Raw genomic sequence first — 24,285 nt, 5'->3', positions numbered from 1 at the left:
AACCCGTCATTGTGCAGTCCGCTGTCCGGATGGTGCCCGGCTCAGAAATGATCTAAGGGGCCGCGACATAAACCGTCACGTTGATCATGTAGTTCGTCGGTCAATCCGGCCCCCTGGAGCCGCCATGACTGTCGGAAGGCTACGGCGGGTGTTTTTTGTGTCGGGTGCCATCTCACGCTCGGAACGGGAGGGGGTAGACGCAGAGGGGAGGGCGACTTTACAGCCAGAAACGGTGCGGTCGTTTAGGCAGCGCTCGGAATATCGGTATCTAAACCGGTTGAGATCCGCCAGCATATCGGTCCATATAGGACGAAGCAGAGATCGAAGAGCCATGGTCCTTTCACTTTCCGGCATCAAGAAATCCTACCAGACAGCCGAAGGCATTATCCCGGTCCTGAACGGCGTCGACCTTTCACTTGAAGCCGGCGAAAGTCTTGCCCTGACGGGGGAATCCGGCAGCGGAAAGAGTACGCTTTTGCATCTGGCCGGCGGCCTTGATTTGCCCGACAGTGGCATCATCACGGTGGGGGGTCGGAAAATAACCGATCTCGACGAGGCCGGTCGAGCGAGCTTCCGACGCCGGGAGGTGGGCTTAATCTTCCAGCAGTTCAATCTCATTCCGAGCCTCGATGTCGGATCCAATATCTCGTTTCACGCCCGGCTGGCGGGCCGTTTCGACCCGGTCTGGGAAAAAAGCCTGGTCGAGGCGCTGGGGATCGGAGAGCTGCTTGCACGCTATCCCGAACAGCTCTCCGGCGGTCAGCAGCAAAGGGTGGCGATCGGACGTACGCTTGCGGCAAGACCGCCCCTCATTCTTGCCGATGAGCCGACAGGTAATCTCGACGAGGCGACGGCTGATATCGTCATCGATATCATGTTGAGACTGACAAAGTCCGCGCAGATCTCACTCCTCCTGGTGACCCATTCCAGCCGGCTGGCGGTAAAACTCGATCGGCGTATCGCGCTGAGCGGCGGGAAGGTTTCGCAATGAACTGGACCGCCTTCCGGGCGCTGCTCTCACACTGGCGCTACCGACCGCTTCAGCTTCTCACCCTCATGGTCGGCGTCACGCTTGCAACCGGCCTCTGGTGCGCGGTCCAGGCAATCAATGCCGAAGCCAGAGCAAGTTATGACCGGGCGGCCTCGGTCCTGGCGCAAAACCAGCTGGATCAACTGGTGGCAAAGGACGGCGGCAGAATTTCCTCGCAAACATATGCCCGGCTTCGAAGGGCGGGTTTGCACGTCTCTCCGATCATTGAAGGCGATTACAGGTTTGGTACGACGCGTATCAGGCTTATCGGCATCGACCCCCTGACCATGCCGTCCGACGGAATGGTGCCTGCACCATCTGATCCGTCCGGGCTGGTGGAATTCATCCAGACGCCCGGACAGATGATCGTTTCGCCGGCAACGGCTGCCACATTGAAAGATACCTCTGGCCTTTCCCTTAAGGTACGAGCGGATCTCCCCGACGGCGCAGCATTTGTCGATATTTCCACGGCTGACCGCCTGTTGAAACGCAATGGTGAACTGAGCCGGCTTATCGTTTCGCCATCGCAAGACCCCGATCTTCCGACGATCGGAAACATAGCCCCTGAACTTTCCCTCGAACAGGCAAGAAGCAGGCCCGACGTCGCAAGGCTCACGGACAGTTTTCATCTCAACCTGACCGCCTTTGGTTTTCTTGCCTTCGTTGTCGGTCTCTTCATCGTGTATTCCGCAACGGGCCTGTCGTTCGAGCAACGGCGTGGGTCGTTCAGGACCATGCGGTCGCTCGGGGTCTCGCTTCGCTCCCTGACCACGATGCTGGTTGTCGAAACCGCGCTTTTTGCGCTGGTATCGGGAGCGCTGGGCATTGTTGTCGGATACGTGGTCGCATCGGCTCTATTGCCGGGCGTGGCCGCGACCCTGCGTGGCCTTTACGGGGCCAGTGTTGCCGGTTCACTCTCGCTGCGGCCTGAATGGTGGATCGCCGGCCTTGCAATGGCGCTGGTGGGGACCGGGCTCTCCTCGCTTCAACATCTCCTCCGCGTCTGGCGGATGCCGATACTGTCCACGGCACAGGGCAGGGCGTGGGCGATGGTGTCCACGAAAAGCCTCCTCCATCAGGCGGCCGCCGGGATGGTTCTGCTTTTTGTATCTGGCGCGCTTGTGCTGCTGGGCGGCGGTCTCATTTCAGGTTTCGCAGTGCTTGCAGCGCTTCTTCTGGGCGCTGCACTCATTCTTCCAACCTTGCTGGCACTGGGCATGAGAGCGGCCGAACACATCTCCGGACACGGACTGACCCGCTGGTTTTTCGCCGATACGCGCCAGCAGCTGCCAGGTCTTTCCCTTGCGCTGATGGCATTGCTGCTCGCTTTGTCGGCCAATATCGGGGTCGGCACCATGGTCTCAAGCTTCAGGCAAACCTTTGTGGGATGGCTCGATCAGCGCCTGGCCGCAGAGGTCTATGTGACGGCCCGTGACGAGGCTGAAGCTGCGCGTCTGCGGCAGTGGTTTCCACACCAGGCAAGGGCGGTTCTACCCATCTGGAGTACGGAAGGGGAAATTTCGGGGCAGAAGGTCCGCATCTTCGGCGTCGCCGACGATGCGACATACAGGGATCATTGGCCGTTGATTTCGGGCGCGCCCGCAACATGGGACGAGATTGCGAGCGGGAAGGGTGCGCTGGTCAACGAACAGTTCTGGAGGTCAGGAAAGGCGTCGCCCGGCGCAGAGATAGAAATGCCAGGTGGCTGGAAAGCCCGCGTCGTCGGGGTGTTTTCCGACTATGGCAATCCGAGGGGCGAAATCATCATTGGTCTTGATGCCCTTGTCCAGCACTACCCGGACGTGGAAAAGCTGAGATACGGCCTTCGCATGGAGCCAGAGGAGGTTGCGGGCTTCGGACAACGCCTCATGACGGAGTTCGGCCTGCCCGAAGCCAATATTGTCGACCAGGCCTCGCTGAAACGGCAGTCTGCTGCAATCTTCGACCAGACGTTTGCGGTCACCGGCGCGCTGAATGTGCTCACGCTCGCGGTGGCGGGTTTTGCCATGTTTTCGAGCCAGCTTACGCTCGCTTCGCTTCGGTTGCCGCAGCTTGCTCCTGTCTGGGCACTTGGACTTCGTCGCCGCGACCTTGCGATGCTGGAGGTCCTGCGAACTTTTGCGCTATGGCTTGTGACATTCATTGCCGCCATTCCTGTCGGGTTGGGACTGGCCTGGGTTTTGCTGGCAATCATCAATGTGGAAGCTTTCGGATGGCGACTGCCGCTGATCCTGTTTCCGCTGGACTGGCTGAGGCTGGGTCTTGTTGCCCTGCTCGCCGCCATCATTTCGGTCCTGATCCCTGTTCGACGGCTTGTTAAAACCGCGCCGGCCGATCTTTTGAGGATATTCGCCAGTGAACGCTAAAGCCGTCCTCCTGCTCCTTTGCGCTTCATGCACTTCCTTGCCCACGCCGGTCATAGGGCAGGGCTTTGCGGGCCTCGGGTCAAATGCCGAAGGCTTCAGCATTCCCACACGAGGCGTTGAACTCGTCTTTCCAAAAGACCACAAGGCACATCCCGGTTTCAGGATCGAGTGGTGGTACGTTACTGCAAATCTGCGGACGGCCGATGGACAGCGCATGGGCGTCCAATGGACACTCTTTCGTTCTGCACTTGAACCTGTCGAGCGCCCCGGATGGTCCGACCCTCAAATTTGGATTGGCCACGCAGCCGTGACGACTGCGAGCCGCCACCATGTTGCCGAACGGCTGGCGCGGGGAGGCGTGGGGCAGGCGGGGGTCAAAGGCGAACCCTTCGAGGCCTGGATTGACAATTGGCAAATGAAGGCAGGAACTGACGATGCACGGGACGACCTCGATCAGCTTGATTTGAACGCCAGTGGCGAGAGCTTCCGGTATCGTCTGAAACTTCAGGCCCACGGGCCTTTGGTGCGTCAGGGGGACAACGGCTACTCGGTTAAATCGGCAGAGGGCCAAGCAAGCTATTATTACTCCCAGCCATTCTACAGTGTCAGCGGCAGCGTCTTTCTTGATGGTGAAACTCATGAGGTAACGGGCGAGGCGTGGCTCGATCGGGAATGGTCGTCGCAACCGCTAGCCTCGAGCCAGACGGGATGGGACTGGTTTTCCCTTCACCTCGCATCCGGCGAAAAACTCATGGCCTTCCGTTTGCGTGACGACAAAAGCGGCTACATCTCCGCTAACTGGATTTCCGCCGATGGAAGGCCGTCTCCCGTCGATCCGAAAGACGTTTTGCTCAGTCCGTTGCGAACCGCGGATATCAACGGAAAGAGCATTCCGGTCGAATGGAGCGTGAAGATACCCAGCCGTGGCCTCGACATAAAGACGAAGCCCCTGAACGAGAAAGCCTGGATGGCGACGTCAACCCCCTACTGGGAAGGGCCAATAGAGTTTGATGGAAGCACATCGGGACAAGGTTATCTGGAGATGACCGGATATTAGCCTGTCCCACTGTCCCAGGCGAGATATCGGCTGGAACGGTGCCTAAGCTTACAGGCGCCGTCCTATCCGGGTAGGCGCGACACCCAGGACACGCTCCGAAGGAGTCGTCTCGTGATGACAACCCATTGTTCGGCTTCGTCCCAGCGAGGAATAAGGCAACGCGGTGGATCGTGCATCTGCGGGCCGAGGTCTTTTCCCTTGGTGCTCAATACATCGATGATGTCTTTTATGTTCTCGACCCGAACTGCGCTCGGCGCAGCCGTACTTGGGACAGGGGCTACCTGGGGTATCGGTGCACTGGCGCATACAGCAAAGCTGGGCTGGTCGGCATCGACTATACCGCTACGGGTTACGACTAGTCTTTCTGCGATCGGTACCCAAGCTTTTCTGAAAGCGCGTTGGCTGTGGTGCGAAGCTCCTCACCAAGGCTAGCGATTTTTTCGTCGCTGGCTTCGCTGCGGATCAGACTGATTGCAATGCCGGCAGATGCGGCTCCCGAGTAATCGCGTATGGCAGCCCCAATGCAAAGCATACCTTCGCGGATCTGACCATCGTCGATGGAGTAGCCACGAGCGCGCGTCAGAGCCAGTTCCTCTTCAAGCTGCGAAAGGCCAGCAACGCTCCTTGATGTCAGAGGCTGTGGAAACTGAGAAAACAGCATCCTCAATTCACCGGGCCCCAGATCGGACAGGAGGATCTTCCCGGTGGCCGTAAATGGCGCCGGCAGACGCATACCGATCCGAAACGTGTGTCCAAGCGGCTGGGCCGAGTTGCGACAGCCGATGTAAACGACTTCGCCACCCTCGCGGACGGTGAGGGTCACCGTGTAGGGATCGAGGTCGTGGCGCTGGGCGAGATGGTCGTTGAATGTCGATACGATGTCGAGGTGCGACAGAAAGCCGTTCGCCCATCTGAGCGAGTGGGGTCCAATACGCAGGGTTCCATCGGCAGATCGCGCCAGAAGATCAAGCTCAGTCATCACCGCAAGCAAGCCATGCGCGCTGCTTTTGGGCAAATCCAGAAAGCGTGTCAGCTCGGCGGCTGTGAGGTCCCGCGGGGAACCTGCCACAAGATCCAGAATACGCACGGCGCGTCTGAGTGCCGGTACAGTGTCTGATATTTGCGACGATTGTTGATCTTCAGCCATGCACCTTCCTTGACACACTTGGCCGCTTTGGCCCATAGTTCACTCTAATGATTCAAGTTCAATTAGTTGAACTCTAGTGCGGGAGAGGTCGATGATCAAGCTAAAAAATGCGGCGCTGTTGCGTGATGCCTGCCTGGTGAATGGTCGCTGGCTGAAAGCTGCGGATGGCAAGACGATTGCGGTGGAAAATCCCGCCAACTCGATGATCATCGGTCACGTTCCTTCATTGTCGGCAGATGAGGTTGAAGCTGCAGTCGAGTCAGCAGGCAAGGCATTTTCCGAGTGGAGCCGCCGGGCTGCGAAGGACCGCGCTGCCATGTTGCGCCGATGGTTTGATCTCATGGTGGCGAACGCTGACGATCTTGGTGCGTTGATGACTGCCGAGCAGGGAAAGCCGTTTGCGGAAGCAAGGGGCGAAGCCCTTTATGCGGCATCTTTCGTGGAATGGTTCGCGGAGGAAGCCAAACGTGTTTACGGCGATACCATTCCTTCGCCGACCACCGACAAGCGCATTACCATCCTGAAGCAGCCGATCGGTGTCTGCGCCGCGATCACGCCATGGAACTTCCCGGCCGCGATGATCACTCGCAAGGCGGCCCCGGCACTTGCCGCAGGCTGCACGATGATCGTCAAACCGGCTGAGCAGACCCCTCTCACCGCACTTGCTCTGGGTGTTCTCGCTGAAGAAGCGGGCGTTCCCGCCGGTGTCTTCCAGGTGGTGACGGGCGCTGCACGCGATATTGGCAAGGTGTTTACCGAAAGCGACACGGTGCGAAAGATCTCCTTTACCGGATCGACTGAAGTCGGTCGTCTGCTGATGGCGCAATCGGCCCCGACGATCAAGAAACTGTCGCTGGAACTTGGTGGCAATGCGCCTTTCATCGTCTTTGATGATGCCGATCTGGATGCGGCCGTTGAGGGCGCGATCGTGTCGAAATACCGCAATGCCGGACAGACCTGCGTGTGCTCCAACCGGATCTATGTCCAGGATGGTGTTTACGACGCATTCGCGGAAAAGCTGGTCAAAAGGGTCGAAAGCCTGTCCGTCGGTGAGGGCACGGAACCTGGTGTTCTGATCGGTCCACTGATCGACCAGGATGCCGTGGCAAAGGTCGAGGATCACGTTGCTGATGCCCTTGGCAAGGGAGCAAAGATCGTCACCGGTGGAAAGCGCCATGCTCTTGGAGGCACATTCTACGAACCAACGGTTCTGACTGGTGCAACCCAGGCCATGAAGGTTGCCCGTGAGGAGACCTTTGGACCCGTCGCCCCGCTCTTTCGGTTCGGGACGGAAGACGAAGCGGTCGCCATGGCGAACGACACCGAATTTGGTCTGGCGGCCTATTTCTACACCGAGAATGTCCGCCGGACATGGCGTGTCGCAGAAGCGCTCGAATACGGCATGGTGGGCCACAATACAGGCCTCATCTCCAACGAAGTCGCACCATTCGGTGGCGTGAAGCAGTCCGGCTTGGGCCGCGAAGGCTCGCACTACGGCATCGATGAATATCTTGAAATCAAATACCTGTGCTCGGCCATCGGCTGAGATCACGCTGGGAGGATCAGATGACCATCAACCCTTTCGAATTCCGCACCGTTCCCTCCATGCAGGTTGCCTGGGGTGGCGCCCAGCGTCTCGGAGAGATTCTCTCCGGCAGGTTTCAGGCGCGCAAGGCGCTGCTGATTACCGATGCAGGTCTCATCAAGGCCGGCCTCATCAAGCCGATCGCTGACGCCCTTGCGGCCAGCGGCTTTGACGTCACGATCTTCGACAAGGTCGTTGCTGATCCGCCAGAGCACATCGTTGCCGACTGCGTCGAGTCCGCAAGGCAGATCGGGGTCGATATCGTCATTGGTCTTGGCGGGGGCTCATCGCTCGACATCGCCAAGCTCGTGGCTGTCCTTCTGGTCTCCGACCAGACGCTTGCCGACATGTATGGGATCGGAAACGTTAAGGGATCACGCCTGCCGCTCGTGCTGGTTCCGACCACGGCCGGTACAGGTTCGGAAGTCACAAACATCTCGATCATCACCACGGGCGAAACCACCAAGATGGGGGTCGTTTCCCCGCAGCTTTACGCTGATTTCGTTCTTCTGGATGCTGAACTGACGGTGGGGCTGCCGCAGGTCCATACGGCTGCCACCGGTATCGATGCCATGGTGCATGCCATCGAGGCTTACACCAGCAAACACAAGAAGAACCCGCTATCAGATGCTCTGGCGCGCGAGGCACTGCGTCTGCTCGGTGCAAATCTGATCGCCGCCTGCAAGGACGGCACCGACCGGAAAGCCCGTGAAGGCATGCTGTTGGGTGCGACATTGGCAGGTCAGGCTTTCGCCAACTCACCGGTGGCCGCCGTCCACGCGCTCGCTTATCCGCTTGGCGGCCATTATCACGTGCCACACGGGCTTTCCAATGCCCTCATGCTGGGGCCGGTTTTACGCTTTAACGCGAAGGCTGCAGCGTCGCTTTATGCGGAGCTTGCCGACGTGCTGGGTGTTCCGGGTGAAGGGGATGCGGCAACCCGTTCGGATGCGTTCGTTCAGCATATGGAAACGCTGATGGACGAAAGCGGCGCGCCGCGGCGTCTGCGCGATGTCGGCGTGACGGACAACACGCTCGCCATGCTTGCGTCCGACGCAATGAAACAGAGCCGTCTTTTGGTCAATAATCCGGTCGAAGTCCGCGAAGAGGATGCGCTTGCGCTCTACCGCGAGGCGTTCTGACCCATTTCTTACAGCAATATCTTCAGTCCCAAGGGAGGAAAACGAGTGACCGATATCAGACTTTACATGCTTCAGTCGGGTACGCTGAAATGCAAGGTACACAACATCAAGATGAACCAGGGGAACGGTGCAGACTATGAGATCCCCGTTCCGTTTTTCCTGATTACCCATCCGGCCGGGCACACCGTGATCGACGGCGGCAACGCGATTGAAGTTGCAACAGATCCGCGTGGCCATTGGGGCGGCATCTGCGATGTCTATTGGCCAGTACTGGACAAGGACCAGGGCTGCGTTGACCAGATCAAGGCGCTTGGTTTCGATCCGGCCGATGTCAAATATGTTGTGCAGTCGCACCTGCATCTCGATCATACCGGCGCCATCGGTCGCTTCCCCAACGCAACCCACATCGTGCAGCGCTCTGAATATGAATATGCCTTTACGCCCGACTGGTTTGCTGGCGGCGGCTATATCCGCAAGGACTTCGACAAGCCGGGTCTGAAGTGGCAGTTCCTCAACGGTGCGCAGGACGATTATTACGATGTTTACGGCGACGGCACGCTCACCACGATCTTCACGCCCGGTCATGCGCCCGGCCACCAGTCCTTCCTGGTGCGTCTGCCAAACAGCAAACCGCTTCTCCTGACGATCGATGCTGCCTACACACTGGACCACTGGGAAGAGAAGGCTTTGCCTGGCTTCCTTGCCTCGACCGTTGACACGGTCCGTTCTGTTCAGAAGCTCCGCACCTATGCCGAAAAGCATGATGCGACAGTCGTCACCGGCCATGACCCTGACGCCTGGGCGAACTTCAAGAAGGCTCCCGAATTTTACGCGTAAATAGAACGCGCAAGTCAACCGCCAGATACGGCGAGGTTGCATGCAGCCTCGCCGATTTTTATCATATGAGCCAAGGGCACCGAGCCGAGCGGGACCGTGTATTTCGGCGCATCGGCCTTTTCCGGATATACGCCTTCGTTCAAGTCGCTCGCGTTGTCGCTTCGAATGCCTGAAAGCTATCCTCTAGCTGCGCGAGTGTGCTCATACGGCGTTTTTCGCCCCGGCGTTACGTTGAGCCATCGGGGTTCGGGCTGACAATTTGCCAATACCGGATGGCTTAGAGTGAACTTGTCTCTTTGATCCAAACTGTCTGCAAATCGAGCAGATTATGGCGCTCACTTAGCGTTCCCCACGTGTCGGGCAAGCCATGCTCCCCAAAACAGGCTTGCAAAAAACCGAAGCGGTTCGTTGAAACCAACGCCCTCCAGCAACGAAATGACCTCGTCTTCCGATCGGGGTGGCTCCGCACCCTGCAGAATCTTGCCCATTTTGGCCTGGACCTCTTCAGGCCCGGCGCCGTTCATACGCCAGCGTGCTGCCCAGGCTGCCATGAGCAGGGGCTGAGAGGCATACGCCCGATAATTCCCCGCCACAATCAGGGGCGCGTCAGGATACAGCCGCATTGCAATCTGCGCCAGAACATCCTGCTTTGCGGCGTTCCCTGGCAAATGGTGCAGCACGCCGATCATGATTGCAGCGTCAAACGATGGAGCTCTATCCAGATCGGAGACGGTTCCGAGGACGGTCTCCACCCGGTCAGACACTTCGGCCCTGACCAGATGATCGCGTGCAAGGTTGAGCATCGGTGCTGAAGGATCGACGGCGACAAAGGACCATTGCGGTTCCAGCCGAGCGGCGGCGATGATTTCGCCCGCCGTACCGCCAGCCCCGACAACCAGCACCCGTGCCGACGTTCCTTCGCCCAGAGCTGCAGACAGCATGCAGGCGGAAAGCTCGTGGCAGGCGTCATATCCGGCCAGCGCTATCCTGCTCTGTCGTGCGTATTCCCCTGCGCGGGAGGCGTCAAATTTGGCTGCAGAATCCTGTGTCATGCTGTCTCTTGTCTGTTTAGACGTGCTGGCGTGCTTCGCTCAAGGAGGATACAAGATTTGCGATCAGGAAAGGCAGGAAATACATGACTGAAAGTTCAGATTCCGGGCGAAAACATGATCGGTTGACGGCTTTCCTGAAAGCCTTTCATCTTGGCGCATCACGTTGCGATTGTGCTGAAGCCGCTAACCTCCTGATCATCAATGTCCATGGCGCAGGTGAACCGACCCATCTGCTTTATCGCGCCAGATCCACGGCGTCGCTGCCGGATGGCGCAGCTATATGCGCTGGCGCCACAGTGGATTTTGGCGGTAGTGCCAATCCGTTGGTCGGTGCACTGCCAGACGAATTGTGCCTTTCACTGGCTAACGAACCGGAATTGCGCGGTTTGTGTCAACTGATGGTGGCCGAGGTCGAGGTCGCCCGCTGTGGTGGCGGTACTATCGAGGCGCGTCTATGCGAGATCATCGTCGTGCTCGCGATCCGCAAGGCAATAGCGATCGGCACGGTCGATGCGGGATTACTGGCGGGTCTGGCGCACCCCGCACTGCATCCCAGCCTTGTGGCCATACATGACAATCCGGCGCGAAATTGGCGGATTGCGGACCTTGCCGCCATAGCGGATATGTCGCGCGGACAATTCATTTCCACCTTCACGCAAACCGTTGCCCAGTCGCCTATCGCCTACCTCAATGGCTGGCGCCTGGCGCTTGGACGAGCAGAACTGCGCGCCGGACGAAGTGTCAAATCGGTCGCCACCGGGGTCGGCTTCGGCAGCGCCGCCGCATTTTCCCGCGCCTATTCCCGCAAGTTCGGCTCACCGCCGGCCCAGAGCAAACCACGACCATGAGGCAGAGGATATTAATTCCCGACAGTGCTCCTGCCCTCTCGGCCAATACTGAGGCCACTTTCCAGGGCACGACCGCCGATGCTCGTGTCGAGTGGCACGATCTGGGAGAGAGTTTCCCAGAGGAACGTCCGATTTGGCGACCGTCATGTTTCTCACACGAGATCTTGGGGAAGCTGCGAGCGCGGTATAAGGACGGAGCGCAAGGCAAGCTTTTGGATTAGTTGCTCGCGGCGGCTTTTGGGCGTTGGCGTTCTGGCGCCAAACGGCCAGAATGGGATCGGGTCTGGCAAGCTGGCAAAGCGGCTTCAATCGGTCGTTCGGCCCGCATTAAGTTCACGGAAGCTTCCGTTCGCTAAACCAGCCGATCCTCACAGACGCATCGGTTCACCTTTGAATGCGAGCTAAGCAATGGCGTCGACCAGGGGACCCACCGGTTCCTCTTCAGGCGTGCGATCGACCTGCGCGAGAACGCGGAAATGGCAACGCTGCTCTATTGCATGCGTCGCTACCTTTACAGCTAAGGCCCCCCCGCGATGATTGCTTCCGGGAAGTCAGCCCGCATAGCGAACGGCGATAATGGGGTCGGCTCCGGCCAGTCGGCAAAGCGCCTTCGTGTCGGTCACAGAGGCCGTCATGGGACGCGCCTGAAAGCAGGCAACGCTTCGCAGCGGCGTAACACGTCACCTGTGCGCTATTTGCTGTCATTCACGAGGAAGCTTTTCTGCAATTTCTTGAAACCTCGCAGCAGTAAATCCCGTCAGCGTCGGCATCTCCCAGTCAAAAAATGACTTGTTAGAGATCGCATGAAGAATCAGCAGTCGTACACCGCGCATTTCTTCTGGCGTGAGGTCAGGATTTGGCACCATAGACCTTAGTTTCGCGGCAATTTTCTCGGCGGCCTTTCGAGGTGATGGCCCTAGAAGGATGACATCGTCTTCTTGTTCCAGCTCTTTCAGAGCACCGATGATGATTTGAATGATCGTCGTATTATAGGGTTCGTTCACTTTGGCGGCCTGTCAGCAATGAAATTTGGACAGAGAGTCCATGACAGCTACAGTACCTGTGACAACCAAAAGTCCGCAATGGGCCGAAAGTTGTTACGGCTGGATTGCGCCACAAGCGGTCGTGCTTGACGATGGAGCCACAGGAAGCTAGCTTGGTTCTGTCTAAAACAGGTTAGGCTCGGGAAGGTTGGCCCGACCCCCACGATGTGGGTCCTTCCGCTCCTATCTAGCGGCCCAAGACTACGACGGCATGAGCATGGTGCGCGCGCCGAGAGTAGGAGTATGGGTATGAAAGCTAGAATATCAGTGTTGACGCTAGGCGTTTCCGACCTGGAAAAATCGGTTTCATTCTACCGCGATGGTCTCGGGCTGCCGACTGAAGGGATCATCGGACAAGAGTTCGAACATGGCACGGTCGCGTTCTTTGATCTGGGTGGAGGTTTAAAGCTGGCGCTTTGGTCGCAGAGCGACGTTGCTCACGACACTGGGTTGCCCTTACAGCCGCCTAGCTCCACGTCCTTCACCATTGGCCACAATGTGTCAACGATGGAAGAGGTCGAGGAGGTGATGGCTGCCGCTGAGCGGGCCGGAGCCGAGATCGTGAAACGCCCCGTGTCCACCTTCTACGGCGGCTACGCTGGCTACTTCCGTGATCCTGACGGACATTTGTGGGATGTGGTTTGGAATCCTCATCTGCTCCCTCCAGCAGACTGAGCTTTTTGAACGGTGCGCCAACACCGGAAGTTGGACGCTTGAACCTGCTTCGGCTTGTCCGCTTCAGGCCGACAGCCGCCATACTCCAATTTCCTAATCAGTCTGCCAGTTTGAACAGCAACGTTGTTATCAGCTTGCTTGGATCAGGTTCAACTGAAGGATTGTTATCGTGGACCTCGAGCCGGCACGCGAACAGCTCTCCAGCCTCTGTGCTCGATGAGTCCCATACTAAGCCCTTCTCCTTTGCCCATCCGACGAGCATGGCAGTAGCATCATATAGTCCTTCATAGGGCCATTGTAGGTCATTCGGACATATCGTCCTCCAGGCAGGACGCCTTCGACCAGACGGCCCGAAAGTGGAATTGACCCATCTGTGGTCATACCTGTTTCAATCTCGAGGCGCGGCATATCAATTAGGTTGAACTTGATGAACTCGACACCGTCTGGTGCAACTCCCGCTCGCGCGAAAGCATCGAACAGTTCATCGAAAGCTGGATCGACGTCTTCGTCGAAAGGGATCACAACTGGCAGACGAACAGCGACATAACGCTGTGGTTCGCGTTCGACCATTTCGGGCATCGTTAGCATTGGCCTCTCCTGTTGTTCTTGTTTAAGACGTACAGAATACAACGACTTCGACAGGCCTGCTCCTTGGTTTTTGTTGGGGCACCACTTACGGCATTTTCGAGGTCCGTTTCGGGCCGACGGCCGTCATGGCGCAGAAGCGCCAACAACGGACATCGTCGGCTTTGACACAGAAGTTATTCTTGTGCATGAGTTCGATGTGTCAGGGAAAATGAAATGACACTTACCAGTCAGATAACGCCGTACAACGACCAGTGGCCGTCCATGTTTCTTGCCGAAAAGCGGCTGATTGCTGATGTCTTCGGGTCCGATCTGATTGAAATCCACCATGTCGGCAGCACTGCCGTCGTAGGATTGTGGGCAAAGCCAGAGATCGACCTATTGGTCGAAGTTCGCGAGCAAACAAACCAGGTCGAGCGCGATCAGTCGATGGTTTCATTGGGATATGTTCGCGGCTCAAACCTGTCACACGGGCACCACTTTTATCGTAAGGATGTTGATGGGGTGAGAACGCACAAAGTACATGTTTGCTTGACTGGCCATTGGCAGATCGAACGCATGATACGCTTCAAAGACCTGTTGATCGACAATGCTCAGATACGCCAAGAATATCAGCGATTGAAGCTTCATTTAGAGGCCTCTAATCGCGATGGCATTGCGGAGTATCTCGTAAAGAAAGCTCCCTTTATCGATGATTTGATGGGGCCACGTCCTGAATAGTCGGGCGAGCTGAAGTCCACCGGGCCAATTGCTGCCTCGGCAGTGTCGCGCCGATCGCTGACACCTTGAACCTCTCACGCAGCCCCTGCCGACCAAATTTGGGGTAAATTCGACCTTCAGGGCATTTCCCTTTGATACTGGATTATATCCACAAGAGTTGGAGAAGTAGGAGACGATACTTGCATGCTAAAAATGATTGCGGCGGCGGCTGGATTGCTCATGATCGCCGTCTTTTTTGTTGGCGTTGACCTGGACCATCGAGAGCATGAAACGAAGATTACGGCCTTCATCAAACAAACTCCTTCCCCTCAGGTCATGTTCAGAAATCCATTCGCCTGTGGCGAGTGCGATGTTGAGATTTTTGAAATGGGAGCGGCAGAACGCATTGATGAAATGCGCAAATTTTGCAGTGCGCGTTTCGGCCTCCACAATCTGCGCGCCTGTCACGCAATATTTGCGGAGAGGCAGCGGCAGGTTCGCAGCCAAATGCAGTCTTTGGCAGCTATCGACATTGTCGCTGAATCATTCATAAATTCAGCGAACATAGAGAATGGCAGCAATCTGGTCGCGCTGCCCGTCAATAGAAAAGTGGCCTTGACCGAATGTGCGGTCCCCCTCAAAGCCACTTGGCGGAATGATGCTGACAATATCCGGCGCGTAAATATCCATTGCAATGATGCAGGCAAGCCGGGATCACTGCCGTGGGATATCAGCCTGCCTGTGAAAGGCAATGTCGGTGCGCCCGAGAGATGAAGAATCCAGCCCGCGTTGCGTCCACCTTTTTGAACATGTCACCGTCCGACTTCTGAGTCGGGCTTCCAAAAGTCGCCGTTGCCCTTCTCGCCCATCTCAGACAATCAGGCCTCGTCCTGCAATGTCCGCAGCGGGCCAACTGCTGCCTCGGCAACTTTGCGCCAAAGCGGTCATAAGCCCACAGACCGTGGATGGTACAAAGATCATAAGGACGGGTCGGTTTCGAATGTGGCGTGCATGACCTGCCGCATCCGGTCCGGCAAGCTCTTCGAAGTCGCATAAGGCTGACGTACGTCGCGAAGCCGCAACCCCTGCATTGGACAATGAGCTTGCAGCAGGCGCTTTGCTATCTCTCCAGGATCGCCGTCCTGCTCGTTGAAGATTACAGTAAAGGTCGAGGCGGTGATTGTCCCGACGATCCGGAACGGGTCCAATCCGGAGCGTTCGTCTATGCCCGGCCAGCAAGCCCCGAACCATTCAAACGGAAAGCGCTGCCCTTCGCGTGAGCCGATGCGCAGTGTCGAGACCGCGAGCCTGTCACCGCCACTAATGGCAAAAGTTGGCACCTCTTGAGAGGGATCGCTGGTGTCGTGGTCGTAGACAATTTGCTGTCCATCCCAGTCCCGCCAGTCGCGGACAGCGACTGTCGGGTTCTGGTGCGAGAACACAGGCTCTATCATCGTTATCAGATTGCCGTCTTCGTCGGTCAGCGGATATTCCTCCGCACGCACCTCGATTTGCCAATTCAGGCCGTAGCCGCTCGCCATATTCAGGTTGGTGCCATCATCCGCATCCACCTGGAGCCAGCCGGTGATCTCTGCGCGCGCAATCCGGAAGGTGTAGTCCGCAACTGTTATCGTATCGGGTGTCATTGTCCTCGCCCTCCTTGCACTGGCAGCGCCTACCACACTATGCCCCCGAAATCAGCGCTTCAAGGGTCGCAAATCTAGGCTCAGGACCTATTAAATAGCTTGCATAGGCCTCCCCTTCTTGATTCATTGTGATCGAAAGGAGACGCTGTGATGAATGATTTGATGCTTCTGTCAGAGGCGCAGATGCGCCGCATTGAGCCGTATTTTCCATTGTCGCACGGCGTGCCACGCGTTGATGACCAGTTGATTTTGAGCGGCATCATCTTCGTCTTGCGCAATGGACTGCGATGGCGCGATGCGCCAAGAGAGTATGGACCGCACAAGACGATCTATAACCGCTTCATCCGCTGGAGCAGGCTCGGCGTATTCAATCGGATTTTGGCTGAACTGACTGCCAAACGCGGCAAGCCGGAGCAGTTGATGATCGATGCTACCCATTTGAAAGCCCATCGCACCGCAGCCAGTCTGCTAAAAAAGGGGATGTTCCCCGACGTATCGGACGAACCAAGGGCGGACTGAACTCCAAGCTGCACGCTGTTTGCGATGGTCACGGTCGTCCGCTGATCCTGCTTTTGAGCGAGGGGCAGATGAGCGATTACAAAGGTGCCGCACGGATGATCGAAGCCTTTCCAAAGGCCAAGACCTTGCTGGCGGACAAAGGTTACGACGCCGATTGGTTTCGAGATGCCCTGGCGCAGCGCAAGATCACCGCCTGCATTCCTTCAAGAGCAAACCGCAAGGTCGTTATCCCGCATGATCCCACGCTCTACAAAAAGCGCCACAAGATTGAAAACATGTTCGGCAGGCTCAAGGACTGGCGGCGAATTCACACCAGATATGACCGCTGCGCCCACACTTTCTTCTCAAGCATATGCATCGCAGCCACCGTCATCTTCTGGCTTTGATTTAACGAGTCCTGAGCCTAGGCGTCTCCTGCGCCAAATTGAGCCCTGAACCGTTCGCAGGCCGCCGCTTCAGTCAACGTGGCAATCAGAGATGCATTCCAGACGGCCTCATGGCTGGACCACGCGGGGTGCTGACCTGCTAAGCAGTAACAGTGGACTTTCACTTCTCGGAGTGATGCCAGGTGACTGGTCTGCTCTCGTTGTGGACGTTTCCAAGCCAATTTGCTGTAAAGGGTAGTCGAATCCCATTCCATTTTAGGAACGTATTTTCAGTACTGGAAATGACCGCTCAGGGCCGCACAGCGACTAGCGTGCTATAGTCCGGCTGCCTGACGGAGGCGACGAGGTGGGAGGAGTGGCGGAGGCTTTGGCATGGACACCGCCGTGCAGCGTAATCGATATCCATGGAACAAGGGAATCCTGGTGGGCCAAAAGCGCCCACTACAGCCAAAGAACGTATGGTCGATCCGCGTTCGATTAGAGATGAGCGGAGCGATCCGGGAACTGGCGCTCTTCAACCTCGCCATCGACAGCAAGCTTCGCGCTTGTGACCTCGTCAAGCTGAAGGTTGAGGACTTATGGTCCGGTAGTGCGATCCGAGATCGAGCCACCATCATCCAAAAGAAGACGAAGCGGCCCGTGCAGTTCGAGGTCACCGAACAGACCAAGATCGCGCTCGTGGCGTGGCTCCCCTTCGTTCGGAGAAATGGCGGCAGCTATCTGTTTCCAAGCCGTCGGAAGATGTCGTATCATTTGTCCACGAGGCAATATGCCCGGATTGTCCACCGATGGGTCGCGTCCATCGGGCTTGACGCTAATGCCTATGGCACCCACTCCATGAGGCGAACCAAAGCAGCGCAGATTTACAAAAAGACAGGTAACCTGCGAGCCGTCCAAATTCTCCTCGGTCACACGAAGCTCGAAAGCACAGTTCGCTACCTTGGCGTCGAGGTAGATGACGCTCTGAGAATCGCTGAGCAGATTGAGCTGTAGAATTCTGACCATCGGCATTCGCCGATGGTCTCCCTCGCGCCATTTGCGGTCATAGGTAATAGCCAGTAATCTGACATTCTAACGCGTAGAGAGGGCCAGATGGAGTTCAAGCAAGACCAGTTCTTTCAGGCGGTTGCATCCCGCAAAATTCCAAGGATTAGGATCGCCGGTATCGTCATCGCTGACGATGCTGTCCTCGTCCAGCAACCCGCTGATGATCCCTGTTCGTGCTTCGCATTCATCGGCGGCGAATATGAGGTCGGAGACACCTTTGAGACACGTCTTCGAACGGAATTTGAAGAGGAAACAAATGCCAGCGTTGTCGAGACGCAATATCTCTTCTGCGTCGAAAATCATTTTCGATATAAAGGCAATCTCATCCAGCAAGCGGAACATTACTACTCCGTGAAGCTGGATAGGCGTGATATCGAAAGCCGAGAAGCACATCTGAAGCAAGTGTGGATACCACTGTCTCAGTTCGGAAAAGTAGACGTGCGGCCAATAGTCGTTAGGGATGCTGTGGCTGACGGAAGCTACACTACCAAACGCCACGTTGTTCAAATACCGGACTAGACCCAATGATCGCTTCAGGCCACATGCGGTTTTCCGCTCTGCGCCATTTGCGAAGGAAGTAAATAGCCGTCAGGATTTCGCCTGTTCATAGGCGACGAACAAATCGGTGACGAGAACGCCGTTGATCCGCATGCCAGTTAAATCGGCGTCTTTGATGTCCGTATCTGCCAACGTCACGCCGCTTATTGTTAAGCGCGATAGGTTCGCATTTGTGATGGCGGCTCCAGAGAGATTGACGTTGTTAAAGCTCGCATCTGCAAGGTTAATATCGTCAAAAACGGCTTCGCTTAAATTAGTGTCAGTGAACCTTGCCTTGCTCAAACAAGCGTAAAACTGTGCGTCGGCGAGGTTTACGCCATCGAAATGAGACCCTGCCATATCGGCGCGCTTGTAATGCGTTCCCTGCATCTGAGGGCCATCAAAATCAATGTTTTTTTGGGGTTCGGCCATCTTCGTATCCTCCATTCGATCATGATTGCTGCTCGAAGAATGCCAGAATGTCCGGTTATTTGCGACCGGCGAATCCAAAATAGAAACAAATCCGAGCTGATCCCGAAGAAACTCCCGTGACTTTCCTCGTCGCCAAGCCTGTCGCGAATGTTAGGGCTTCACGGCTATTGCACCCACGGCGAATGACCGGTTTGAGCCGAGTGACATCATTAGTTTGCGCCAACGGCAGTTAGTGTCGACAATAGCCTCAGAGACCACGCAAGGATTTTTGACAGATGCAGCACGATGCCTTTTTGCTTCGACAGGCGAATAGCGACGATTCAGATACAATCGCATTTGTTGCACGGCAATCGCGCGGGCACTTTCTCCCATACTTGCCCGACCTTCATACGCCCGAGGAGGATGCATGGTTCTACAAGAACATCGTGTTTGCGCAGGATCAGGTATGGGTAGCTGAGGATCATGGCGCGATCGTGGGCTTTTGCGCTTTCAAAGCGGATTGGTTGGACCACCTGTATCTCTTGCCCTCACACGTTGGGAAAGCGTTGGGCGTAGAGCTTTTGAAAAAGGCGAAGCAGAGCTGCTCCTATCTTCAAGTCTGGGTATTTCAGCAAAACGTCCGGGCGATTAGCTTTTATGAACGTCACGGATTTATCAGGGTCAGGGAAACAGATGGCTCCGGAAACGACGAACAGGTCCCTGATGCCCTGTTCGCGTGGCGCAAATAGTACATCCCCTCGGGACACCTCGGCGGCTTCGCGCCAAGAGCGGTCATGTGCAGCATGCATCCAATTGACGTTATCTAGCGGTCGTGGCAGTAAAATCCGGCCGATATGTGATCAGTCTCTATTGAGGAGAAATATTATGAGGCAGGTACTTCTGCTGAGGCAGATCGAACTCTAAGCGCATAGGCGCAAGTTCACTCTTCCGCTTGTGCGCCAAGCCCGAACTTTTCGAGCATTTGGAGTACTTATGCGAGCTATCACGACCACGCCGGTTGTCGGCGGAGATGTCTTTGATGTGAGTTCCGAGATCGGCGGAATTTTCACAGTATCCATCATTGAGGATTTTGGTAACGGCTCCGTTCTTGTTCGTATTTTATACGGCGAGATTTCGGATGGTGGCTGGAAATCTTTCGGTCTATTTGACGGAAATACTTTCTGCATCAACAGGGAGCGGCTTACCAATAGGCGTACTTTGCGCTGAATGTCTCCTGGCCATCCCTCGCATCTAGGGGGATGGCCGCTTAGGGCAGAGTAGCGACGAGATATGCTACTATCTGTTGGCCTGATGGAGGCGACGCGGTGGGAGGAGTGGCGGAGGCCTCAGCATGGACACCGCCGTACTGCGTAATCGTTTTCCATGGAACAAGGGAATTCTGGTCGGACAGAAACGACCGCTGCAGCCAAAGAACGTTTGGTCGATCCGCGTCAGGCTCGAAATGAGCGGGGCGATCCGAGAGCTGGCGCTGTTCAACCTCGCCATCGACAGCAAGCTCCGCGCTTGCGACCTGGTCAAGCTGAGGGTTGAGGACTTATGGTCGGGTAGTTCGATCCGGGATCGAGCCACTATCATCCAGAAGAAAACGAAGCGACCCGTGCAGTTTGAGGTGACGGAGCAGACGAAGACTGCGCTCGTGGCATGGCTTCCCTTCATTCGAAGGAACGGCGGCAGCTATCTATTCCCAAGCCGTCGGAAGACGTCGCATCATTTGTCCACGAGGCAATACGCTCGGATTGTCCACCGTTGGGTCGCGTCTATCGGACTTGATGCTAGCGCCTACGGCACCCACTCGATGAGGCGAACCAAGGCAGCGCAGATTTACAAGAAGACAGGGAACCTCCGGGCCGTCCAGATTTTGCTCGGTCATACAAAGCTGGAAAGCACCGTTCGCTATCTCGGCGTCGAGGTGGATGACGCCCTCAGAATTGCCGAGCAGATCGAGCTATAGGCTCTTGACCATCGGCGACAGCCGGTGGTCTCTCTCGCGCCAACAGCTGCCATTGACATGCAGGTCGATATAGGTTCGTCATCTACCAGTTAGCCTATTGAGCTGAGGCCGGAGATGGCAACGCACGACATTGATCAGTTGGAAGCGCAAGGTACGTTATTCGCATCGCGGCGCGGCGAGATCGCCGCTGGCATCTATGAAGCCATCCGGTCTTGCTTTGCGCACTGGGAGGCACTCCCCAATTTCGATTTTGAGGCTGCGTTCAAGGACTATCTCGATGAAGCTTTTGAAGCGCCGGATCGCCTCGGTTTCGATCTAGCCACGATGCGGCTCATTGCGAACCTGAGGAACGGTCATACCGCATTTGCCGATGAATGGCTGTGGCGGGAGCACGGTGCGCCTATTGGATTTAACGCAACACACGATGAAGCGGGATGGCGCGTCACCAAGTCAGCTTACAGTGATATTGCCCCTGGAACCCGTCTTGTCCGGATCGACGACCAGCCCATAGATGAGGTGGCGTCAAAGCTTTTGGTGTTCGTGTCTGGTTCTAGCGTTCGTGAGCAACGCAACCGCCTTTTCTCGAAGCCTTTCTTGTTTCCACCTTCTTTTGAAATCATGACGGACGACGGATCAAAGAGACAAATCAACCGTGGCACGGAGCTACCTGAAGACGGGGCCGCAACGACTGGTCGTTGGCTAGAGGACGAGCGCTACCTTCTGACGATACCAAGCTTCGCTCAACCTCACTTTGAAGCTGACGCTATCGAACTTATGAAACCGCTGAGCGACACCGTTCATTTGGTGATCGATGTTCGCGGCAACTCCGGCGGCCATACGCCAAACGAACTCGTGGCCGCTCTCATGCCTACTCGATACCGCTTCTGGAATCACGTTACGCCCGCATCGAACGCCCTCGCACGCGCTCAAGGGGAGCCAGCTTACCTGGTTGCCTCCGAGGCAAAATGGATTCAGCCTCTCGACGGTGCATTCAAAGGAAAGCTGACCATCCTAATCGATAGCCGTACGTTCTCAGCTGCTGAGGATTTCGTCGCGCGTTTCAAAGACAACAAACGAGCTGAGATCGTCGGTGAGACAACTGGTGGAAGCAGCGGACAACCTTACATTCGCGATCTGGGCGATGGAATTCGATTGTGGGTCAGCGCCAAGAGGCAAATATTTCCAAATGGCTCGTCATTCGAAGACTTGGGGATCGAGCCTGATACTACCACGAAATGGCCGCCGGGTGCGGATTTCGGGATGTTGCCAATCTAGCCATTCTGTTCTTTTGGCACTCATACCCTAAAAACGACCATGACCAACCGCGACAGCCCAACCGCTGACTTATCCGCTTCATCACTTTCGGCAACAAGATCAGTTGCGATATCCGTATTCGGTATTTACTTTTGCGAAGAATGACGCAGTTCTGTCTATGAGTTCATTGAGAGTATCAACACCGTTTGACGTGTTGAACGCGTGGTCCATTTCGGCAATCCAGGTCTCATTCTGTGCCCTATGCGAATTGGCGAACTTTGCGGCCGTTCCAGAAGGAATTGCTGTGTCGAGTGTCCCCTCCGCAACAAACAGTGCCCCCTCGTAGGAAACGATCTCATCTATAGGCTTGGTTTCAGATACTTCATGAAAGAAGTTTTGCCCCAAACGTATTTTGGCTCCCCAAGGCAACTCAACTATTGTCGTTTCTGTGCTTTGTAGTCCCCTCAAGTAAGTGTCGATCCCGATTAAGTTCTGGAAGCTCACAATTGGTTCTCCGACTGCCGCCCAGAGAGCGACGCCCGCCGGACGGTTAGTCCTTGCGGCAGCGAGAGCAGCAACCAACCCGCCTTGGCTCCACCCCAAAAGGAAAATTCGATGTGAATCGATCATTGGATATGTCGACAGGAAGTCCATTGCTGCTAGGCAATCTACGACCTGACTGCTGTACGTTGTTTCTTCGAAACACCCTTCGCTCCCTCCAACTCCCGCAAAGTCGATCCTTAGAGTTGAGAATCCGCGTTGTGCAAGTCGTTCCGCGGTATAGGAGAATACGCCAGGGCCATTACCTCTAATTGCGAGTTCGTCGCGATGGCCTCCGAACCCGTGGAGAAGAAGGACCACAGGGGAAACAGCCTCCGATGCCAATCGTAGGGTGCCAACGACACGTTTTTGCAAAACGTGGAAGCTTATTTGTTCTTCTGGACGAGTGGGAACCAGTGTTTTCATTCGTCCGTCCATTCGAACACGCTCCTCGAAATTTAGACCTGGAAGTCAGAAACAATGGACGAGCGTTCTGATGAATACAACTGGGGCCCAACGTTTGTTAAAGAACACGGAAAGTGGCTTTATATGCCAATTTCCGATTCATTTCGTTGGTTTACTCTGATCAGAAAAGTTGCGGCTAGGATCGATTTGATGAGATTTATGGAAGGCACAAATGTACGGCTGCGCCGCGCTGATCCGAATGATGCCGATGCACGCTTCGCATTGGGGACCGACATTGACATAGTAAAAATGTTCGGTGTCAGCGCCGCTGACGCAAAGCCTTTGACAAAGCAAGCGGCCGAGCAGTGGGCGATGGGTCAAGCGAATAATCCCAACGCGTGGGTAATCGAGGTTGAAGGACGCCTGATTGGAGAAATCAAGCTCCACAGCATCAACACGCAGGATCGGCGGGCATCCATGGCAATCGGAATCTATGATCTGCAGCGTCTTGGAAAAGGCTTTGGAACGGAAGCCATCTATTTGCTCCTACGACACGCTTTCACAGAGCTGAACCTACATCGCGTTGGAATAAGAGTGCTTGCCTTTAACCAACGCGCAATCAGAGCTTACGCGAAGTGCGGTTTCAAAGTCGAAGGACGAGAGCGAGAGACCGCATATGTAGACGGCGAATGGCACGATGACATCATGATGGGGCTCCTTGCGACTGAGTATTCGGCTATGCAAGATTTGATTATAAATTCAGATCATTGAGAGGATGGGCCGCTTTCAGGTGAGCGCCAGTAGGGGACATTGAAAGACAATTCTGTTAGTTTGGCAGTGGCATGGCGGGAATCAACAATGCTTGTAATTTTCGGCGGACTGCCTGGATCAGGAAAAAGCACCGTTGCTCAAGCGTTGGCACGGAGAATAAAGGCGCTTTATCTCAGGGTGGACACTGTCGAGCAGGCAATCCGTACAACCGCACCATTGGTGGAAGGGCTGGATGTTGGCCCAAGCGGGTATGTGACACTCTTTCGATTGGCGGCCGATAACCTGCGGCTCGGGCACACGGTTTTCGTAGACTCCGTCAACCCTTTGCCTCTAACCCGAAATGCGTTTCGAGACGTCGCCGCTGAGTCTGGCACTAGATTCATCGAGGTCGAGATCTTTTGATCCGATGTTGCGGTTCACCGCCATCGCGCAGAGACAAGATCACCTTCTGTTGACGGGCTATCCCCGCCATCATGGGCGGCAATCCAGAATATGCACTATGAGACTTGGATACCCGATCTGCGCTTAGATACCTCTCTCCTGTCTGTCGAACAAAGTGTTGCGGAGATCGTGGAGAAATTAGGCCGATGAACGAGATGGCCCGATTGCTGCATAGGCAGCTTCGCGCCAATTGCGTAAGCGCGATTTTCGATGCGCCTAGACGGCCTCTTCAGGCGTAATCGCGCACGGGTTCTAGCGGTACCTAGCTTTATTGGGCATTTGCCCTGGAG

26 protein-coding genes are annotated in these 24,285 nt (G+C 56.0%); 19 read left to right on the top strand and 7 right to left on the bottom strand.

From position 1 onward, the window contains the following. Nucleotides 1-331 precede the first annotated feature (331 nt). Genes ASD46_RS09625 through ASD46_RS09615 form a run of 3 tightly spaced genes read left to right on the top strand, consistent with a single transcriptional unit; the run spans nucleotide 332 to nucleotide 4,453 of the window. Nucleotides 332-991: an ABC transporter ATP-binding protein gene (locus ASD46_RS09625; RefSeq protein WP_060642123.1), complete on the top strand. Its 660-nt coding sequence runs from the start codon at nucleotides 332-334 to the stop codon at nucleotides 989-991. Next, nucleotides 988-3,396, top strand: a complete 2,409-nt coding sequence (locus ASD46_RS27330) for an ABC transporter permease (RefSeq protein ID WP_060642122.1) — start codon at nucleotides 988-990, stop codon at nucleotides 3,394-3,396. The genes ASD46_RS09625 and ASD46_RS27330 overlap by 4 nt, the downstream gene beginning before the upstream one ends. Then, entirely contained in the window at nucleotides 3,386-4,453 is a 1,068-nt protein-coding gene (locus ASD46_RS09615) for a lipocalin-like domain-containing protein (protein ID WP_060642121.1), read from the top strand. Before ASD46_RS27330 ends, ASD46_RS09615 begins: the two co-directional genes overlap by 11 nt. Nucleotides 4,454-4,808: 355 nt before the next feature. Here ASD46_RS09615 and blcR read toward each other — a convergent pair whose 3' ends face one another. Beyond that, nucleotides 4,809-5,636, bottom strand: coding sequence for an IclR family transcriptional regulator BlcR (blcR, locus tag ASD46_RS09605; protein ID WP_081626729.1), 828 nt, complete (start codon nucleotides 5,634-5,636; stop codon nucleotides 4,809-4,811). A 55-nt stretch (nucleotides 5,637-5,691) separates the two neighbouring features. Here blcR and ASD46_RS09600 point away from each other — a divergent pair, with 55 nt between their 5' ends. From ASD46_RS09600 to attM, 3 genes are read left to right on the top strand one after another with little or no spacing between them, the layout of a single operon-like run. Further along, the gene (locus ASD46_RS09600) at nucleotides 5,692-7,146 is read left to right on the top strand and encodes an NAD-dependent succinate-semialdehyde dehydrogenase (RefSeq protein WP_060642119.1); all 1,455 of its coding nucleotides are present in this window, start codon (nucleotides 5,692-5,694) and stop codon (nucleotides 7,144-7,146) included. 20 nt (nucleotides 7,147-7,166) lie between these two features. After that, nucleotides 7,167-8,327 (top strand): iron-containing alcohol dehydrogenase, encoded by a 1,161-nt coding sequence (locus ASD46_RS09595; RefSeq protein ID WP_060642118.1) that lies wholly within the window; start codon nucleotides 7,167-7,169, stop codon nucleotides 8,325-8,327. 45 nt (nucleotides 8,328-8,372) lie between these two features. After that, nucleotides 8,373-9,164 (top strand): AttM family quorum-quenching N-acyl homoserine lactonase, encoded by a 792-nt coding sequence (gene attM, locus ASD46_RS09590; RefSeq protein WP_019565706.1) that lies wholly within the window; start codon nucleotides 8,373-8,375, stop codon nucleotides 9,162-9,164. A 335-nt stretch (nucleotides 9,165-9,499) separates the two neighbouring features. Here attM and ASD46_RS09585 read toward each other — a convergent pair whose 3' ends face one another. Beyond that, nucleotides 9,500-10,216, bottom strand: a complete 717-nt coding sequence (locus ASD46_RS09585) for a class I SAM-dependent methyltransferase (protein WP_060642117.1) — start codon at nucleotides 10,214-10,216, stop codon at nucleotides 9,500-9,502. Nucleotides 10,217-10,299: 83 nt separating this feature from the next. Here ASD46_RS09585 and ASD46_RS09580 point away from each other — a divergent pair, with 83 nt between their 5' ends. Continuing rightward, nucleotides 10,300-11,064, top strand: coding sequence for an AraC family transcriptional regulator (locus ASD46_RS09580; protein WP_060642116.1), 765 nt, complete (start codon nucleotides 10,300-10,302; stop codon nucleotides 11,062-11,064). A gap of 701 nt (nucleotides 11,065-11,765) precedes the next feature. Here the strand turns inward: ASD46_RS09580 and ASD46_RS09570 are convergent. Then, nucleotides 11,766-12,068, bottom strand: a complete 303-nt coding sequence (locus ASD46_RS09570; protein WP_060642115.1) for a hypothetical protein — start codon at nucleotides 12,066-12,068, stop codon at nucleotides 11,766-11,768. A 288-nt stretch (nucleotides 12,069-12,356) separates the two neighbouring features. Between ASD46_RS09570 and ASD46_RS09565 the strand changes: the two genes are divergently transcribed. Then, complete coding sequence (locus ASD46_RS09565) at nucleotides 12,357-12,782, top strand: VOC family protein (protein ID WP_060642114.1); 426 nt, start codon at nucleotides 12,357-12,359, stop codon at nucleotides 12,780-12,782. Between the two features lie 228 nt (nucleotides 12,783-13,010). On the opposite strand, the gene ASD46_RS09560 is transcribed toward ASD46_RS09565, so the two are convergent. Continuing rightward, a complete protein-coding gene (locus ASD46_RS09560; protein WP_060642113.1) occupies nucleotides 13,011-13,370 on the bottom strand; it encodes a GyrI-like domain-containing protein in 360 nt (119 codons plus the stop codon). Between the two features lie 213 nt (nucleotides 13,371-13,583). On the opposite strand from ASD46_RS09560, the gene ASD46_RS09555 reads away from it, so the two are divergent. After that, entirely contained in the window at nucleotides 13,584-14,087 is a 504-nt protein-coding gene (locus ASD46_RS09555; protein WP_060642112.1) for a GrpB family protein, read from the top strand. Nucleotides 14,088-14,270: 183 nt separating this feature from the next. Beyond that, nucleotides 14,271-14,840, top strand: coding sequence for a hypothetical protein (locus tag ASD46_RS27000; protein ID WP_143239473.1), 570 nt, complete (start codon nucleotides 14,271-14,273; stop codon nucleotides 14,838-14,840). Nucleotides 14,841-15,043: 203 nt separating this feature from the next. Here ASD46_RS27000 and ASD46_RS09540 read toward each other — a convergent pair whose 3' ends face one another. Continuing rightward, nucleotides 15,044-15,712, bottom strand: coding sequence for a hypothetical protein (locus ASD46_RS09540; protein WP_060642109.1), 669 nt, complete (start codon nucleotides 15,710-15,712; stop codon nucleotides 15,044-15,046). A 150-nt stretch (nucleotides 15,713-15,862) separates the two neighbouring features. On the opposite strand from ASD46_RS09540, the gene ASD46_RS26395 reads away from it, so the two are divergent. The 3 genes from ASD46_RS26395 (at nucleotide 15,863) to ASD46_RS27935 (ending at nucleotide 18,183) form a co-directional block, all read left to right on the top strand. After that, nucleotides 15,863-16,617, top strand: a protein-coding gene (locus tag ASD46_RS26395; RefSeq protein ID WP_156390015.1) for an IS5 family transposase whose coding sequence is annotated in 2 segments (ribosomal slippage) — nucleotides 15,863-16,196 and nucleotides 16,196-16,617 — 756 coding nt in all. Because the reading frame shifts where the segments join, the coding sequence is not laid out codon by codon here. Between the two features lie 372 nt (nucleotides 16,618-16,989). Then, nucleotides 16,990-17,610 (top strand): tyrosine-type recombinase/integrase, encoded by a 621-nt coding sequence (locus tag ASD46_RS09525; RefSeq protein WP_060642107.1) that lies wholly within the window; start codon nucleotides 16,990-16,992, stop codon nucleotides 17,608-17,610. A 99-nt stretch (nucleotides 17,611-17,709) separates the two neighbouring features. Continuing rightward, on the top strand, nucleotides 17,710-18,183 hold the full coding sequence (locus ASD46_RS27935) for an NUDIX domain-containing protein (RefSeq protein ID WP_082546169.1): 474 nt from the start codon (nucleotides 17,710-17,712) through the stop codon (nucleotides 18,181-18,183). Nucleotides 18,184-18,252: 69 nt separating this feature from the next. Here ASD46_RS27935 and ASD46_RS09515 read toward each other — a convergent pair whose 3' ends face one another. Then, nucleotides 18,253-18,633, bottom strand: coding sequence for a pentapeptide repeat-containing protein (locus ASD46_RS09515; RefSeq protein WP_156390013.1), 381 nt, complete (start codon nucleotides 18,631-18,633; stop codon nucleotides 18,253-18,255). A gap of 275 nt (nucleotides 18,634-18,908) precedes the next feature. On the opposite strand from ASD46_RS09515, the gene ASD46_RS09510 reads away from it, so the two are divergent. The 4 genes from ASD46_RS09510 to ASD46_RS09495 all read left to right on the top strand — a co-directional run bounded on the left by ASD46_RS09510 (nucleotide 18,909) and on the right by ASD46_RS09495 (nucleotide 21,859). Next, nucleotides 18,909-19,361, top strand: coding sequence for a GNAT family N-acetyltransferase (locus ASD46_RS09510; RefSeq protein WP_060642104.1), 453 nt, complete (start codon nucleotides 18,909-18,911; stop codon nucleotides 19,359-19,361). A gap of 244 nt (nucleotides 19,362-19,605) precedes the next feature. Beyond that, nucleotides 19,606-19,839: a hypothetical protein gene (locus ASD46_RS09505; protein WP_060642103.1), complete on the top strand. Its 234-nt coding sequence runs from the start codon at nucleotides 19,606-19,608 to the stop codon at nucleotides 19,837-19,839. A gap of 124 nt (nucleotides 19,840-19,963) precedes the next feature. Next, complete coding sequence (locus ASD46_RS09500) at nucleotides 19,964-20,584, top strand: tyrosine-type recombinase/integrase (RefSeq protein ID WP_060642102.1); 621 nt, start codon at nucleotides 19,964-19,966, stop codon at nucleotides 20,582-20,584. Between the two features lie 114 nt (nucleotides 20,585-20,698). Then, nucleotides 20,699-21,859: a S41 family peptidase gene (locus tag ASD46_RS09495; protein ID WP_060642101.1), complete on the top strand. Its 1,161-nt coding sequence runs from the start codon at nucleotides 20,699-20,701 to the stop codon at nucleotides 21,857-21,859. A 99-nt stretch (nucleotides 21,860-21,958) separates the two neighbouring features. Here ASD46_RS09495 and ASD46_RS09490 read toward each other — a convergent pair whose 3' ends face one another. Continuing rightward, the gene (locus ASD46_RS09490; protein ID WP_323455107.1) at nucleotides 21,959-22,804 is read right to left on the bottom strand and encodes an alpha/beta hydrolase family protein; all 846 of its coding nucleotides are present in this window, start codon (nucleotides 22,802-22,804) and stop codon (nucleotides 21,959-21,961) included. Between the two features lie 54 nt (nucleotides 22,805-22,858). Between ASD46_RS09490 and ASD46_RS09485 the strand changes: the two genes are divergently transcribed. Continuing rightward, on the top strand, nucleotides 22,859-23,554 hold the full coding sequence (locus ASD46_RS09485; protein WP_082546168.1) for a GNAT family N-acetyltransferase: 696 nt from the start codon (nucleotides 22,859-22,861) through the stop codon (nucleotides 23,552-23,554). Between the two features lie 87 nt (nucleotides 23,555-23,641). Continuing rightward, complete coding sequence (locus ASD46_RS27695) at nucleotides 23,642-23,956, top strand: AAA family ATPase (protein ID WP_323455106.1); 315 nt, start codon at nucleotides 23,642-23,644, stop codon at nucleotides 23,954-23,956. Nucleotides 23,957-24,285: the final 329 nt, after the last annotated feature.

The organism is Rhizobium sp. Root491, assembly GCF_001427205.1.
Classification (GTDB): Bacteria; Pseudomonadota; Alphaproteobacteria; order Rhizobiales; family Rhizobiaceae; genus Agrobacterium; species Agrobacterium tumefaciens.
This window is presented reverse-complemented; position numbering and strand designations above follow the sequence as displayed.